The following is a 15,298-nucleotide window of genomic DNA, read 5'->3' as shown; positions in this document are numbered from 1 at the left end:
GCAACGCACCCGTGAACGATCAGCCCCACCCCTGCCCTCGCACCCCAGCACGGCCTGCGGGCTTCACCACCGCGAGGCGCTCGTCATCGGCGAACCCAGCCGCCACGGCAGACACGACACCGCCTCCAGCTCACCAGCCGCAACCTCCCGATGCGGCTCCAGCATCCGCAACGGCACACTGCGATAACCCGACGGCCGCGGCGGCAACACCAGCCGCTGCACCACCGGCATCGTGTTGCGGTGCTTCACCAGCCACGCCCGCAAAGCACGATCCCCACCCGACTCCATCTCCTGCTCCATCCCCAGCCGCTGTCCCACCCACCGCACCCAACGCCCCGTGGTCCAGCCCGCAGGACCATCCGCGAAACTGCGCCCTACAGCCCGCTGGCGCTCCCGCACCGTCATCGCCTCGGCAACCGTCATCGCCTCCGGATAGACCAGCATCGGCACCGCCCACAGATCCTCACGCGTCACTCCCAGCGCCCGCTCCCGCTCGCGCCATACCCCCTTCGACGCCATCTGCCGGCACTGCCACCAGTACACGGCCACCTGCACCGCATCCGCGACCAACGCCTGGCCGTACGCACCGGTCTTCCGCTCCAGGCGCAGCCGGCGCTCATGAGCCCCGGCAACTTCCGGTATGGACTGCACACTCAGCTGCACCGTGCCCTGAGCCTGCCCCATCCATCGCTGGTGCCGCAGACACACCAGCCCCGCCTCCCGGTCCACACGCCACACAGCGACGCCATCTGACCGTCCGGCCACACACAGGTCACACGCGCGCACCGGCTCACGGCCGGCCGGATACTCCCGAAGCTGCACTTGCCGGCGGGCCCGCGCCGAGATCGAGGACTGGGAAAGCGACGGCAGAGCCTGCTCCAGCCGCCTGGCCGGCCACCCCGTTACCTCTGCTAGCCGCTGCTTGGCCACCGGCCCCAGCCACACGTCAGCCTGCCGCGGATCCACCTCGGTCACATCCCGAGGACCACCGATGTGGCGAGACAGGTCACCAAACGACCAGCCGTTTTGTCCCGCCAGCCGCACCAGGAACGAAGCCGTCGACTCGCCAGCGATCAAAGCAGCTCGCCGCGGCAGCCGGGGCAGCACGTCTCGAATGATCACGGTCTGATCCTGCCATCACCTACTTCGTCCCCAACGAAAACGAAGCCATGACGATCGACTACAGCGCCACCACCGTCCAGGAAGCACTCGACCTCGCCGACGCCCGGCACTGGACCCAGCAGCCGCCCCGATCTGACCGGGCACGCCTACGCTTTCTGCTTCGGCGCAACGGCCACGATCCCAAGGCGCTTGCTGCCCGACTCGGTACCACCGCCAACACCCTGGAACAGGCACTGCAACAGCGCCGGATCGGCGACCCCCAGCTCCAGCGATCTGTCCAACGCGAAGTAGTACGCCTCTGGCAGCCACGCGTCCGCCAACAAGCCCATGCCGCGATCATCCGGCACGACGGAGAGATGACGATCGCCTTCCGGGCATGGTTCGGCTTCACGGTCGCTGCAGGGTCAAGCGACGACCCCCGCCTTCGCTTCCTGACAGTCCAGCTCAAGAACCCCTACCCGCGACTCCTCTTCGACGCCCGGCATCGCCAAGCCGACGAGCAGGAGTTGCAGCGCATTCTTGCTGACGCCCTTGCCGTGTCCTACTTCAAGCATGCGAGGACGACCACCCTCCAATCGGTCAGCCTTACCAACATCGACTACCTGGAGTTCTACTACTGACCGCGAACCCAGCGATTTCGTAGGCCATCGGCCCAAGTGGCACCGTCCACAACCCAACGCCGCAGGCTGCTCCGCCCCTGTGGCCGGAGTGAGTTCCGGGTTCATCCGCGTGAAGCCTGTCCGCGTTTCGATGCCACAGTGACAGGGGTGATGGAGGCATACGGATGTGAATACACCGATTTGCGGAATCTCGAGGCGCAGGCAACTTTGCTCGCTAACGTGGGGAGCCGACACCGTGACGATGGGGGGCGCCATGGGGACGGATCCAGGAGTTGCCAAGGAAATCATTGCGTTCGGCGCGGCCGACGACGGAAGGAAGGCTGCGCGCATCACGTATGACGTGCCCCTTCCTGGACAGCAGCGGGGCCGCCGCATTCTCAAACTTGACGGGCTTGACGTTGCCGACACGAGCTGGAACGACGGCGCCAAGGGGTCGGGCGTCGATCTGGTTGCCGAGGTAGGCCTGTGGCAGTCCACGGGCGGCGCATTCGTTTTCGACGAGATCAAAGCGAAGAGCCTGTTCGTACGCCTCGCCCGTGCCCAGGGCATTCGAGGTGACCGGATCACGTCGTTCGAAGCAACTCACACCCCCGCTGCCCCGCCTATTCCGGCACTTCGCTCCCCGGCCCGGACGGCCGGACTGACTCCGGTGGATCCGGAGGTGCTGGGACCGTGGGGCCTGCCTGAACTGTTCGAGCAGTTCCGTGATCGGTTGCGAGAAGGCAAGCTGCTGATACCTCAGGCCAGCCCGTCCGGTGAGGCTGCCGACGGCACCGAGCAGACCCCCGACGAGGAACGATTCGAACCGGCGCTGTTCCTCGTCGAGCATTTTGCCCTGAGTTCCTTCGCCGGTGACTACGGTCTGGGGCGAACGGTCAAGACCTACACGCTGCTACCCGGCGAACAGGTGACCCTGAGGATCCGCAACTGGCGATCCAGCGAGGCATCGGTCAAGGAGTCCTCCAGCGTCTTCGACAGCGCATCCGAGGAGGCCCGCAGCCGGTTCCACAGCCAGGTCGTCAACGAAACCACGGACAAGGCCTCCCAGTCCAAGAGCGAGGAATGGCACGCCGAAGCCAAGGTCTCCGCCGGCTGGGGATGGGGATCGGCCAGCGTGTCGGGAGGCGGAAGCGGCCAATACCACTCCGGCCGGGAGCAGTTCGCCAAGCAGGTCAACGACGCATCCCGCGAACACGCGGCCGAGTCATCCAGCAAACGCGACACCACCGTCACCTCAAGCAGTGAGCACACCGACAAGACGGAGAACGAGGAGAGCACCGAGCGTGTCATCCGGAACGTCAATCTGCGGCGCGCACTGAACTTCGTGTTCCGGGAACTCAACCAGCGCTACACCACCAAGGTCCACCTCACCGAGGTGACGGTCGGCTTCACCAACGGCCAGCCCGGCAGCTGGCGAGAAACACCGCTCTCCGGCCTCCACGGGTTCCTGCACTCCCTGCTCGAACCCACCACCGCCGACGCCGTCGCCCAGCACATCCTCGGTCTGGTCAGCATCGTCTTCGACCACAGCGACACCCCCCTCCCTGTGCTGGAAACCTTCACCATGTCCGACGACGGCCAGTCCTGGACCAAGGGCGCGGCGACCATCGATCAGCAGACCAAGAAGTTCCCCGCACCATCGCCTCACCTCTCCTACCGCTTCAACCGCGCACCCCTCGGCCAGGACGACGAAGCCGACCAAGTGCCCGGCGTGGTGCTGAAGAAGGACGAGATCGTTCTACGCACAGACAGCGTCGTCGTTGAAGCACTCCTCGGACAGGCCGACGCCCTGGACGTATATGCCATGGCCAGTCAGGAAGCCGACGCAGAAGCGAAACTCCTGGCCAACCGGCAAACCAGGGCACTCATCGAAGCCCTGGAGGGGATCGCGGACGGCAAAGAGCGCCTGGCAGCCCTCGCTGCCCTGCAGCCCACCAGCGACGCTGTGCGGATTCGCCTGGACGGCCAGTCCGGTTAACCCCTTCCCGAAGGGCGGAGCGACACCGTGGCAGTTCCCAGCTCGCAGCCGTCACGGCGCGTGGAGTTTGAGCCCGACTACATCACCGGCACAGTCGAGACCACCACGGCCGACGCCGTACTCCAGGACGCTGCGGCACGCGGCGCCCCGGTGACCGAATACCCGCAGGACGTCTGGCAAGAGGAAGTCATCGTCGCCGGCCCGATCGCCGGCCAGGAGGCCGGCGCGGCCCACGCCCCCTACCCACAGCTCCTCGACCCACCGCTTGTACCCGCAAAAGCCCCACCCAGCGTCTTAGCGCCGCCACCGTACAGTGAGCTACTGAGCGGTCCCCGCCTGCCAGCTGTGACCCCGGACGTTGCTGCGTCAAAGGAATCTCCCGCCAATCCGGTCTACACCCAGATCGCCGAAACCGCGCGGCGAGGCCCCGGTCCAGGGCTGGGAAGCCTCATGGAGGTGGTGCTGCGAGACTGGCCGAGCAACGACGCCGGTCTGGCCCAGCTACGCCAACAACTCGACCGCGACGGCCTGCTCCAGCAATTCTTCGACTTCGCCGTGTACGACGACGTCTGGAACCTGTTGGTGCAACGCGGGGTCACCGCCGACATGCTCCTCGACAGCGTGACCGCCTACGATCCGCGCTACAGCATCGACCTCTTCGCCGGATTCCTCACTGGTGCAGGCGCTCAGATGCTCAGCATGCCCGCAGACCTCCTGCAGGCACTACAAGCAATCACCGGATCCATCTGGGACCACACGCTTGTCCAGGACACCAAGCAGTTCACCGCCGCCCTCCTCAAGCTGTTGACCGAACCACAGATCGCCAAATCGCTCGGTGAACAGTGGTTCCAGGACTGGACCCGCGCGCTGGCCCGCCGGCAGTACTTCCTGGCCGGCGCCGAACTCGGCTCGGCCGTCACCTCGGTGATCGACCTGGCCCACTCCCTGGTCGAGCTGCCCGGGCAGCTCGCAAAAGCAGGCCGTGCCGCTACCGCTGTCGGCCGAGCGCTTGCACGAACCAGCGTTCGCTCCATCGTCCAGAAGCTCTCACGCGTGGACCTTGCCGCGGTGAAGGCAGCGCTGACACAGCGGCTGGCCCGCTGGACCACCCCCTCGGGGACGGCATTCGAACGCGCCGGCACGGACCTCGTGGTGACCTCCCCTTCCGGGGAAGTACTGGGACAGCTACCCTTCGCCGACCTGACAGAGGCCGAGATTGATGCCGCACTTGCACGGCTCGACCAACTAGCGGCAGCGAACATCGGGGAGGCAGCAGCCCAACTCGAGACCGCGATCGATCCGCTAGAAGGCCTGCGAATGGACCAGCTCACCGAGTACGTCGCCCAGCAACTTCCCAGCCAAGGACCGATGACACCGCAACTCGGAACGCGCCGCCACACCCTACTGTTCGAACTCCTCGAGGCCATCACCGCCAAGAGCGCCCCTCAAATAGCACACCACATCGACACTCCCTTCCGTCAAATGCCCGGCATCAATGTGCCGCTGCCCGATCAGAAGGTGGCAGACTTCCTCAAGGCCCGCGGCATGCTCGACGAGTTCCGCACTCTGGGCTCCGACGTACTAGACAGCGTCGTTGGCGATATCAGGCCGGATCTGATCAGCCTTGACACCGTCACCGGCCACGCCATCGTCTGGGACATGACCTCCATCCCCCGAAAGCCACACCTGACGAAAACCATGCTCGCTGCCCTGATCCTTTCCGAGGCATCCCCGGGGTACATCCGGATCGCTGAGAGCTACCACGGTGACATCTCCGCGGCGATCCGAAAGGGAAGCCTGAGCTACGAGCGTCAACTGGCCCGCATCCGACGGGCTGCGGAGGCGGTACAGAACGGCGAAGGTGACAACTGAGAGCCCTGTCGCATGGTCCGCGACTGACCTCCCAAAACAACGAAAGAAGGTCTCCTCCTCCGCAGTGACCTACCACGCGGTGCGCCGCTGATCCGGCCATGAGCGAATGCCCCGACAAGGAGCTGTTCCCCGAGCCGCACCCAGGTGTGGTCGACATCGTGCTGGTTGGCCCGGTCGAGCAGGTTGCGTAGGTACGGGCATGGATTACTGCACGGGCCGGAGGCGAGGGCGGCGGCAGCATGCAGGTCGTCGCTTCTCACGCTGACACCCCAAGAGTCTCCGGGACGTATGCGCGAGCCGGGAGCGTAGACCCGAGCCGGATCCGGGCTTCCTGACAATGATCCACCAGCCCGGCCTTCGCGGGCCCCCGGCGGTCCTGGCCCATGTCGGCATGGGTAACCTCGCTGATGGCCGCATGGCCGGTGCGCGGATGCCATTCGGATAACCCGTCCGTGCAGGGCCAGGTCCCCTCGAGCGATCGCGGGGGCCTGGCGTCATGCCAGCCCCTCGCTCTGACCCACCCCGCCGGCTGCTACTGCGGCGGCCGGCTGCGAACCGCCGCTTCACAGTTCGCGCGGGCACCCGCATCCGTGGGACCCGGCTTGCAGCAGCGATGCCAGAGGCCGACCTACAGGCGCCGGCCACCGTACGCCGCACAGTGATCCTTCACGGGGCCTGCTGGCCGGCAGTGTGACCCGGGTGGCCAGCGAGGCCATCCGACGGCTGCTCTCCACCCGGGGCGGACGCGCCCTGCCCCTGCTCTTGCCGAAGACGCTCAACCACCTCACGGAGCTCCGTGGCGTACCAGGACAGTCGCCGCTCGAACTGCAGGCGAATAGGGGGACTCGTCTCATACATGGACCGAACGAGAGAGTGCCAGGCCGCACGGTTGCGAGGACTCACGTTGTGGGACTGTTCCATGATCTCCTGGAAGTAGATGCAGTAGAGCTCGGCAAGCGAGGCGATCCTGCTCGCGTCCGGATGATTGGCCGGGACCGGCGCATCGTCAAAGAAGAACGGCCGCAGGTGCGGGTACTCGATCAGGGTCAATTTGATCTGGACCCCGATGCCGTACGTCGCCTGGCGGGCGGAGGAGCGTAAGCCCTCTGTCAGGTGCCGCAGTTGCACCACCACGCTGACCAGCCCGACAAGTGCCACCGCGCTTCCTATCACCGCGGCGAAGGCTTCTGCTTTATCCGTCCACTGCACAGCGAATCCCCATCCTGCCCGGGTCATGCGCTGCTCATGACTTGCCGCAGACCCAACGGACTTCAAATGCCCCTGGGTGGCGGCTCGTCCTGCCAAGGCACCCGCGAACGGCGTATCCAGGGGCTCAACTATCGAGCAAGCAAGAGGGAGTTGAGAAGAAGCAAACTGGGCCAGGGCCGGCGGATGTCACGCCTGTGGCAGGAGACGCACCGCCTCCTGCCACAAGGGCTTGAGGTCAGGCCGATGCCGGGACGGGCTCTGCGGCCTCGGACGATGCTGCCTCCACCGCGTTACCGGCGCCGGTCGCGGGCGACGCGACAGGGCTGTAGAAGACGCTGCCCTGCTGGCGGGCACGCTCGGCGAGGCCCTTGGCTACCAGCGACTCCAAGGTGTTGCGCACCACGGGGGCGCTCGGCGTGGCGCGATCGGGGTGCTGCTTGGCCAGGGCGTCGACGAACTCGCTGACCATACGCGGTTCGCTGCTCGCGGCCAGTATGTCCACGACCAGGCTGCGCAGTGTCGGCTCCTTGCTCGACCGCGAGCTGCCGGGCTTCGGCTTCCCGCCGTCCTTGGGAGACGTCGTCTTCTTCCCGGTTTTGCGGGCCGCCGGCTCACCGGCCGGCTTCTTCCGCCCGCGCGGACGGGGCACTGGCTGGACCGCCGGCGTCACCTCCGGCTCGTCGGCCGAAACGCCGGCAGACGTTTCACCGGCCGGTTGCTCCGGCGCAGCCGCGTTTGGCGCACCGGCCACCGTTCCCTGCAGTTGGGTCAGCCACGCCCACTCCTGTTCGAGCTGAGTCAGCCGGCTCTGGAGGTCCGCCAACTGCACGCGGACCTTTTCCTGCTCGTTGGCGTTGTTGTCCAGGTCCTCTGCGAGACGCGTCGCATACCGGTCCTGAATGGTGTTGTTGGACACGACAGCCGCTTCCTCGAGTATCGGGTGTTGCTGCCGGATAGTACCTACCCGAGAGTCAATGTGCGTTGTTGCCGTATGCGAACACCTCATATCGAGCCTCCCAGGGCAGCCTTGTTGTGCCCCGCGGAGCGGTATGGAGGGCATTGATCAGTGTGGGCAGCGTCCTTGGAACAGCAGCCTCTTGCCGCCTTTCCCGGCCCTCCCCCACTGAGCTGGTGGCTTGAAGTCGGATGGGAATGGAGCTGGTTGGCCCGATGCATCACCGGAAGAGAAACGGCCCGGTGACGGGCTGAGCTGATTTCGGATGCCCTGATCTGGACGAGCGTCACACCCGACGAAAGCGGGCACTGAAACACGCGAGCATCCACGAGATCGGCCGGGCACACACGCAGAACCGCATCCCCGGACTACACAGCACAAGCCTCTCCACCAGGGGAGTCGGCGCTGTCTCGAAGCCGTGGTCAGCCCAGTCGTGCCTGGGATAGACCGGGACTGGGATGGGGAGAGGAGCGTGAGGGGCGCGGAGCCGGCGCCGGGGGAGGGGACGGGTCATGGTTGTGGTCTGGGTGGTGGTGGCGTTAGCCGCTGTGGTTGCAGCTGTGGTGGTTGCCGGGCTGGTGCGGGCGGGCCGCCGGGAGGCTGCTGCCGAACGGATCCGGCTGGCTGAACAGGCCCGCGTACAGGCCGTTCAATCGCTGGATGCGGTCTGGCGGATGAACGACCACGAATTCGAGGAATACGTGGCCATGCTGTGCCGCCGGGACGGCTGCACCAACGTTCGGCGGGTCGGCGGCGCGGGCGACCTGGGCGCCGACGTCATCGGCTACCTGCCCGATGGCCGGAAACTCGTGATCCAGTGCAAGCGCTACGCCCGGCACCGTTCGGTCGGCAGCCGCGACATCCAGACGTTCAACGGGACGGCTCGAGCGGAGCACGGGGCAGACGTGCCGGTCTTCGTCGCTTCCTGCAAGTACACCCGGCCAGCCCGAGAGTTCGCAGCCAAGCAGCAGTTGACGCTCATCGACATTGACCTACTTGGCTTCTGGAACAGCGGGACTCCGTTGACTTCGTTTCTCAGTCTGGACATCAAACGCTCCGGTACCAGCCGAAAGCTTCATCCAGAGCTGTGACCGTGCACCGTGCCGATGCAGGCGCGGGCGAGATCGGAGTGGTGGTTGGCCACGGGGATACCACGATGTCTGGGGCGGCGCCGGATCGTCCGGCACCGCCCGACCCGTCGGGCAGGAGAAAGGGCTCGGAGCTAGATTGTGCAGGATTCGATCGACGTGGCTTCGCCGTAGGTCTCTATGGACGCGTCATCGTCGGTCTTGGGCCAGACGATGATGTAGCGGCCGTAGGGCCACGTGGCCGGCTCAGTCTGGAGGCGGTGGAAGAGGACCTGGCAGGCGTGGGCACGCGCGGTGCGAGTAAAGGAGGCGACGTCCGCGTCCGTCCAGTCGGGAGCGAAATTCGAGGCCACGTAGACCGTTTGCTTGGGGCCGTTGAACGTGACGAACACGTTGGCTTGCGGTCCCCATTGGTCCAGTTCCCGCTCGGTACGGCTGGTGATCTCCCGGGCGACGGCCTGCTCGTCCTCGGTGACGGGATCGCGGGCGGCGAGCCAGTCGTCGATGATGGGCTGGGATTCGTCCGTCGCCGTGTAGGCGGGCCGGGGCCGGGCGGTGGTGGAAGCTGCCAGTGCGGTGGGGGTCTCACTCGTGGAGGCTGCAAGGTCCGCGGCCGTCGCTGAGGGCGTGGCGGTGTGACTCGGCGATGCGCTGGCGGGCGCAGCCACCTTCTCGTGGGATGCCGAGACAGTTGGCGTGGTGGTGACGGCGGCCGAAGCGTAGAAGGGGTGGGGGCTGAGGGCAGCGTACGCGCCGCCAGAGGTGAGAGCGAAGGCGCTTACTCCGGCGGTGGCCATCAGGATCAGGCGGCGACGGGACCGGCGTCGCTGAGCGAGTGTCCATGCCGGATCGTCGACGGTGGGCATGTCCCAGTGCGCGGCAACAAGATCAGCTACGAGGGTGTCCGGGTGCTGACTGTCAGCGGCCAGAACATGGGTGGCCTGGGCGGCGAGCAGGGCCGTGCACTGTTCGGCCAGATCACCCGCCGTGGGACGGTCCTGGGGCTCCTTGGCAAGAGCCTGCCCGACCAGGGACCGCAGATCTGCAGGTATGCCGTCCAGGTCGGGGTCCTCGGACAGCACCCGGAAAGCAACGACGTCGGCCGCGCCGACACCGAAGGGCAGACGCCCGGTCGCGGCATAGGCGACCAGGGCACCCCAGGCGAATACGTCCGCGGCGCTGCTACTGACCCCGATGCGGTACTGCTCCGGGCTGATCCAGCCGGGCGTACCGGTCATGACACCGGTGCGGGTGACGGCTGTGCCGTCAAGCGCGTGAGCAATGCCGAAGTCGAGAACCCGCGGACCGGCGTCGGTGAGAATGACGTTCGCCGGCTTCACATCACGGTGGACGACCCCGGCCTGGTGTACCGCCGACAGCCCAGCCGCCGTGCCTGCCGCCAGTGCGTACAGCCGCGCCCCGGTGAGGGGGCCGGCCACGCTGATGTGCTGGTCGAGAGAGGGGCCAGGTGTGTACTGGGTGGCCAGCCACGGAGTGCTCGCGTTGGGGTCGGCATCCAGCAAGGGCACCAGGCACGGCCCGGTCACGCGTCTGGACAGGTCTACCTCGCGTCTGAATCTGGACCGGAATTCGTCATTGCCGGCGTAGGAGGCATGGATGACCTTCACGGCGACGCGGTGACCGTCCGGGTCGAGCGCTGCGTAGACGACACCCATGCCGCCGGCGCCGAGGCGGCCGACGATCCGGTAGCGGCCTATTCGGGTGGCGTCTCCAACCTGGGCAGGACCTATACGCGACGACACGGAAACCTCCAAAATGATCGCAAAGCGCCGGGTGTCACCAAAGAGGCGGACCCGCGAGGGCGACGCTGATCTTAGGAGCCACGGCCTTGCCCTTCACCCGCGGGACGGCTGGGGCGGTCAGAGCATTCGCGGGCTCTGAAACCAATGGCCAAAGCGGGGCAGTCCATACCTGACTGCCTAGCCGCGCCGTCCCAATGATCTGCAACTACACCCGGCCTATGGAGCGGATCAGCTATGCGCCGGTTGTCCGCTCCGGGCCTTTTTTGCACGGGCGATGGCCGGCGGTCGATTGGGCGGCTCCGCCTGGCAGGCCGCGGCGGGAAGGTCTGTCCTTCGACACGATCTGTTTGCGGTGTGCGGGCTCGTCAGCTGCTCCAGACAGGGTCGTCTGGGGCTGGCCTGCCAGATAGCCGGGGGAGTGGCTCCCCTGCCAGGGACAGGCGACGGCGAGAGGCAGTGATGAAGTCGCCCTGGGCGGCGATGATGCGCGAGCGCAACGCGATCCAGTCGTCATTGGGGGTCAGGCCGCGCTTGACTGCGATGTGGACACGCCAGATCTGCTCGTCCAGGGCATGGGCCGCCTCTGCGATGTCCTTGTCGGCGACGAGATTCACCATGCTCAAGGCTTCATTCCACGGTCGCCAGTCGATGGTGGTCGGCACGACGATGCCTTGTGGGACGCTTTCGGGGCGGGACGACTCCATGTCGCTGAGATCCACCAGAACCGTGGACGACTCCCGCAGCACCTGCGCGCAAACAGCCGCTTGCTGTTCCCGGACCCAATGCCGGTCCTGAGCGCGTCTGCTGACCATGCTGCCGACGAAGACACCGATCAACGTGGTCGCCACTGCTCCGCCGGGCGCCGCCAGCATGTTCCATAACCCGCTCATGGACCCAGTTTGACGGTGCGCGCTCGTGGCCGACAGGGCGCGCTCGGCTCTATCCGCCGATCTACGCAGGTCACCACGGCCTGCACGACATGCGAGGTGTGACGTGGCTCCAAGGGCCTGACGGGGCAGCAGGGTTGGTTTGACACAGTGTGGTGTTCGTCACTAGCTTCTATCCGTCATCAGATATCGGAGTTGGGTTGTAAGAGTGTTGTTGACGACGGGGCAGGCCGCGGCGGAGCTGGACTGCGCGGTGACGACGTTCCGCCGGCTGATCCACGCCGAGCTCCTGCCAGGGCTCTCGCGGCGGGGGGTGCGGGTGATGGTCCCGCTGGAGACGGTCCAGGCCCTGCGTGACCGCGCCCAGGCTCCCTTGGAGCGACTTGATGTGGCGGAGATAGCAGTGCTGCGCGTGGACGTCGCCCAGCGCGCTCTGGAAGAGGACCGTGAGTGGATCGGCTTTGCCGCGTCGCTGTCCCCGCGCGATCTGCTGGCAGCACTGCGCGGCTGGTGGCGGTGCGACGCGGCGAGCGTCGCGGCCGGGGGAGTGCTGCCGGTGACCCTGTCCGGATATGTGGTGGCGGTCCTGACCGGCCTGGATGTCTACGAGAGGGACCACGGTGGACGGCACGGCTTCCCCGAGGCGGTGCTGGCCGGGTATCTGACCGACCTGGCGACCCCGGTGAAACAGCTCACCGCCATGTCCGCGAAGGACCGTGAGGTGGCGGATCTGCTGCTCGGCACCCGCCTGCTTTCCGACTCCGGCGGGGCGATCGCCTACGTCCATACCGGCTCCGGCCTGGTCAACTGATCTGTCTGCGTGAGGGAATGTGATGGATTCCAAGACCTACACCGCCGCTCTGGGTGAGCTACGGACCCTGCGCGATGAGATCAAGAAGGCGCAGGCCGCCCTGACCAAGCTCACCGCCGCACGGGACAAGCAGATCACCGCGATGGCCGGCTACGACAAGGCCAAGGCCGAGCGGATCGCGCCTGCGGCCGGGCTGAGCGTCGCCGACGTCGTAGCGATCGCCCCCGCCCTCGCCCCAGAGGGCCTTGCCACCGCGGCTGCCGCAGCCGAGCCCGACACTCAGCAGGCGGCTGTCTCGGAGACGGCCACGCCGACTCCGGCGGCTAGCGAACCGCAGACGCCTACCGAGGCTGCTGCCGATCCGGCTTCCGTTACCGAGCCTGCTGCCGTTGCGGGAGCCGTCGCCCCAAGCCTGCCGCGTCCCGCTGCCCCCGCCGAGCCGCAGCCTGCAGCCGCAGCACCGGCTGTCCCCGATGTTGTCGCCGAGCCGCGGGTCCTGCCGTCGATCCCCGCGGGTCCCGATGGCGACCGGTGGTTCGCCCACACCAGCGGACTTGCCTCTACCCGGCCGAACTTCACGCAGCAGGTCCGCTCCACCGTCTTCCTGGATGCCGCCAGCGGGATCCTGGTTCACCGCGATCAGACCCTGCGCCTGGAGCTGAAAACTGCCTCGGCTGGCGAAATCCTTCAGCAGGTCTTTCACGCTGTGCCGGAGAGTGTGGAGCGGATCTACATCACTGCCGGCGACCCGTGGCACCGTGACGCCGACCGCTACCCCTACCTGAAGGATGCCGTCGCAGCCTGGCTGAACGCCCCCGCTGACGGGTGGCGGACCGACACCGGTCGCGGCCGGGACCGGATGGCCGGGCACTTCGTCCACGCCCGTAACCCCGTCGGCCGCTACCAGCGCGAGAACGGCGAACAGCACGTGGAGATCCGGTCGGTGGGGGAGTGGTTCGACACCGGCACGGTCAGCCCCGCCGTCGTCCGGGACGCCTTCGTGCTGCTGTGGAAGGCCTTGCGGTCCCATTGGCCGGACGCCGTCGTCATGGGCTCCCCGTCGCAGACCGGCCGGGACCTGTGGACCCGCACCATCCCTGCCCGCGGTCAGTTCGCCGAGGGCTATCCCGTGCTGTCCGAGGAACTGCGCGGCCTGCTTCACGCCACCGCCGGTCAGGGCCGCACTGAACTGCTGACCCCGCCCGCCGTCCCCTCACAGTTGCCAGGCCTGGTGGAGTACGACCGTACCTTCGCCTACGCCAAGCACACCTGGAAGTCCCCGGTCGGTACTCCCCGTCGCATCACTGCTGCTACGTTCGCCGCCTGGCCGGAGAAGGATCAGATCAAGGCTCTGTTCGGCTGCGGCCACTGGCAGATCCGCGCCACCGTGCCCGACGGCTGGGGCCACGTCGGCCTGCTGCCCGCCCCCGCACCCGGAGAGCGCGCCTGGCACTACCCCCGCACCCCCGGCCACACCTTCACCACCTGGGCCGGCGGCCCCGAGGTCTACGCCGCCCTCACCAACCCCCTCAAGCCGTGGAAGATCGAAATCCTCGACGGCCTGCTGTGGGAAGACGGCAAGCCGCTCGACGACTGGTCGAAGAAACTCAAGGAATGCTGGTCCCGCCTGGCTGCCATCGCCGACCTCCACGCCGACGACCAGCAACGCCAAGCCGCCACCCTCGCCTCCCGCGCCGTGCGCGCCATCCTGCTGTACGGCATCGGCTCCTTCGCCCAACGCCCCCGCATGGTCACCGGCACCACCCCCCGCCACCTGGAACGCGACGTCCCCACAGACGCCGAAATCATCGGCTTTGACGACCACACCATCACCTGGCAACGCCCTACCGGATTCGCCCGCGACCCCTACGCCCACCCCGAATGGGCCGCCGCGATCTGGTCCGGGGCCCGTGCCTCCCTGCTGACCATGCGCATGCGCGAAGACGACACCCACGTCGGCGCCCTCCACGCACCCCCCGGCACCGTCGTCGCTTTCCGCACCGACGCCATCTATCTCACCCAGCCCCAACACTGGCCCTACCACGGCCAGCCCGGCGACTACCTCCTCAAAGGCCACCTCACCGGCCCCCTGGCCGCCCCCACCACCGAGGAAGAACTCCTCGCGCTCCGGGACGCTGGCCGCACCGCCCTCGCCGCCGCCACTGCGGGTGGTGCCTGATGCCGCCCCGCCGACGCCCCACGGCCCCGCAGCTCAACGACGCCGCACGCCTCGCCGACCAACTCCAGGCCGCCGGCTACACCAAACGCGACATCGCCCGCATCATCACCCGCGACCCCTCCCTGGTCTCCCAGTTCTACACACGCGGCAAAGGCGCAGCCTTCGTCCCCGCACTCACCCGCGCCCTCCAAGCTGTCCAAACCGGCGGCATCACCGACCTCGACGAACTCACCCGCATCGCAGCCCCCCTCATCACCCGCCGCACCACCCAAACCGGCGCCCGAGCCCGCGTCCGCAGCAAAGCCGTCCTCATCACTCCCACGGGCACCGGCACCGGACGCGTCGCCACCCAAGCCATCGCCTCTGGCTCCACCCGCCTACGACCCCTGATCGCCGAAGCCGCCCGCCAAGGACTGCGCCTGGCCTTCACCGTCCGCATGCCGAAAACCGGCTACCTCCACCCCTCGGGCAGCCGCACCGACTCACCCGGCATCCGCCGCGACGTCATCCAGCGCATCGACCACACCGAAGAACGCTCCTACGGCTCCGCCTCCACCGGCGGCTTCGACGCCGTCAACTTCGCCCGCCGCGTGGATGCTGCCGCGGGCGATGTCACCGCCGCAGTCCACCAGTGGCTTGTCGAGACCGGCCGTATCCAGGCCGACGCCCACATCACTCATCTGGAGATTCGCACCTGGCGCCCGCGTTGACGTTGCGTAGGGACTGTAAAAAGAACGGTGTAACTCCCGATCAAGGAAGAACACCTGATGAGCGACGTGACTGCCTCTGTCGAGGCGGTTGAAGAGGTTCGGCC

General features: G+C 67.2%; 12 protein-coding genes. 7 read left to right on the top strand and 5 right to left on the bottom strand.

Features of this window, described 5'->3' with window-relative positions; genetic code table 11:
* Positions 1–63: 63 nt before the first annotated feature.
* Positions 64–1,122 carry a TniQ family protein gene (locus ACFW3D_RS28355; protein ID WP_500508560.1) on the bottom strand — a complete coding sequence of 353 codons (1,059 nt, stop codon included), beginning with the start codon at positions 1,120–1,122 and terminating at the stop codon, positions 64–66.
* A 47-nt stretch (positions 1,123–1,169) separates the two neighbouring features.
* Here ACFW3D_RS28355 and tpg point away from each other — a divergent pair, with 47 nt between their 5' ends.
* The 3 genes from tpg to ACFW3D_RS28340 all read left to right on the top strand — a co-directional run bounded on the left by tpg (position 1,170) and on the right by ACFW3D_RS28340 (position 5,592).
* Positions 1,170–1,742 carry a telomere-protecting terminal protein Tpg gene (tpg, locus tag ACFW3D_RS28350; RefSeq protein WP_500508559.1) on the top strand — a complete coding sequence of 191 codons (573 nt, stop codon included), beginning with the start codon at positions 1,170–1,172 and terminating at the stop codon, positions 1,740–1,742.
* A gap of 235 nt (positions 1,743–1,977) precedes the next feature.
* Positions 1,978–3,720 carry a hypothetical protein gene (locus tag ACFW3D_RS28345; protein WP_500508557.1) on the top strand — a complete coding sequence of 581 codons (1,743 nt, stop codon included), beginning with the start codon at positions 1,978–1,980 and terminating at the stop codon, positions 3,718–3,720.
* Between the two features lie 27 nt (positions 3,721–3,747).
* Entirely contained in the window at positions 3,748–5,592 is a 1,845-nt protein-coding gene (locus ACFW3D_RS28340; RefSeq protein WP_500508554.1) for a hypothetical protein, read from the top strand.
* A gap of 666 nt (positions 5,593–6,258) precedes the next feature.
* Here the strand turns inward: ACFW3D_RS28340 and ACFW3D_RS28335 are convergent.
* Together ACFW3D_RS28335 and ACFW3D_RS28330 are read right to left on the bottom strand one after the other, a co-directional pair.
* Entirely contained in the window at positions 6,259–6,801 is a 543-nt protein-coding gene (locus tag ACFW3D_RS28335) for a hypothetical protein (RefSeq protein WP_500508552.1), read from the bottom strand.
* A gap of 235 nt (positions 6,802–7,036) precedes the next feature.
* Entirely contained in the window at positions 7,037–7,717 is a 681-nt protein-coding gene (locus ACFW3D_RS28330; RefSeq protein WP_500508551.1) for a hypothetical protein, read from the bottom strand.
* Positions 7,718–8,268: 551 nt separating this feature from the next.
* Here ACFW3D_RS28330 and ACFW3D_RS28325 point away from each other — a divergent pair.
* Entirely contained in the window at positions 8,269–8,847 is a 579-nt protein-coding gene (locus ACFW3D_RS28325; RefSeq protein ID WP_500508548.1) for a restriction endonuclease, read from the top strand.
* A gap of 131 nt (positions 8,848–8,978) precedes the next feature.
* Here ACFW3D_RS28325 and ACFW3D_RS28320 read toward each other — a convergent pair whose 3' ends face one another.
* Positions 8,979–10,607 carry a serine/threonine-protein kinase gene (locus ACFW3D_RS28320; RefSeq protein WP_500508546.1) on the bottom strand — a complete coding sequence of 543 codons (1,629 nt, stop codon included), beginning with the start codon at positions 10,605–10,607 and terminating at the stop codon, positions 8,979–8,981.
* A gap of 365 nt (positions 10,608–10,972) precedes the next feature.
* Complete coding sequence (locus tag ACFW3D_RS28315) at positions 10,973–11,497, bottom strand: hypothetical protein (protein ID WP_500508544.1); 525 nt, start codon at positions 11,495–11,497, stop codon at positions 10,973–10,975.
* 205 nt (positions 11,498–11,702) lie between these two features.
* On the opposite strand from ACFW3D_RS28315, the gene ACFW3D_RS28310 reads away from it, so the two are divergent.
* Genes ACFW3D_RS28310 through ACFW3D_RS28300 form a run of 3 tightly spaced genes read left to right on the top strand, consistent with a single transcriptional unit; the run spans position 11,703 to position 15,194 of the window.
* Positions 11,703–12,305, top strand: coding sequence for a helix-turn-helix domain-containing protein (locus tag ACFW3D_RS28310; RefSeq protein WP_500508542.1), 603 nt, complete (start codon positions 11,703–11,705; stop codon positions 12,303–12,305).
* Positions 12,306–12,327: 22 nt separating this feature from the next.
* Positions 12,328–14,484 carry a hypothetical protein gene (locus ACFW3D_RS28305; RefSeq protein WP_500508540.1) on the top strand — a complete coding sequence of 719 codons (2,157 nt, stop codon included), beginning with the start codon at positions 12,328–12,330 and terminating at the stop codon, positions 14,482–14,484.
* On the top strand, positions 14,484–15,194 hold the full coding sequence (locus tag ACFW3D_RS28300) for a helix-turn-helix domain containing protein (RefSeq protein WP_500508537.1): 711 nt from the start codon (positions 14,484–14,486) through the stop codon (positions 15,192–15,194). The genes ACFW3D_RS28305 and ACFW3D_RS28300 overlap by 1 nt, the downstream gene beginning before the upstream one ends.
* Positions 15,195–15,298 lie beyond the last annotated feature (104 nt).

Origin of the sequence: Streptomyces sp. NPDC058864 (assembly GCF_042742985.1) — a bacterium.
In the GTDB taxonomy this organism is placed as follows: Bacteria; Actinomycetota; Actinomycetes; order Streptomycetales; family Streptomycetaceae; genus Actinacidiphila.
Note: the sequence above shows the minus strand (reverse complement) of the source record. Positions and strands in the feature narration are given on the sequence as shown.

Bases quoted from the DNA above. Each gene is read 5' to 3' on its own strand.
- tpg (WP_500508559.1), top strand. From the start codon at position 1,170: ATGACGATCGACTACAGCGCCACCACCGTCCAGGAAGCACTCGACCTC.
- ACFW3D_RS28325 (WP_500508548.1), top strand. From the start codon at position 8,269: ATGGTTGTGGTCTGGGTGGTGGTGGCGTTAGCCGCTGTGGTTGCAGCT.
- ACFW3D_RS28315 (WP_500508544.1), bottom strand. From the start codon at position 11,497: ATGAGCGGGTTATGGAACATGCTGGCGGCGCCCGGCGGAGCAGTGGCG.
- ACFW3D_RS28305 (WP_500508540.1), top strand. From the start codon at position 12,328: ATGGATTCCAAGACCTACACCGCCGCTCTGGGTGAGCTACGGACCCTG.
- ACFW3D_RS28300 (WP_500508537.1), top strand. From the start codon at position 14,484: ATGCCGCCCCGCCGACGCCCCACGGCCCCGCAGCTCAACGACGCCGCA.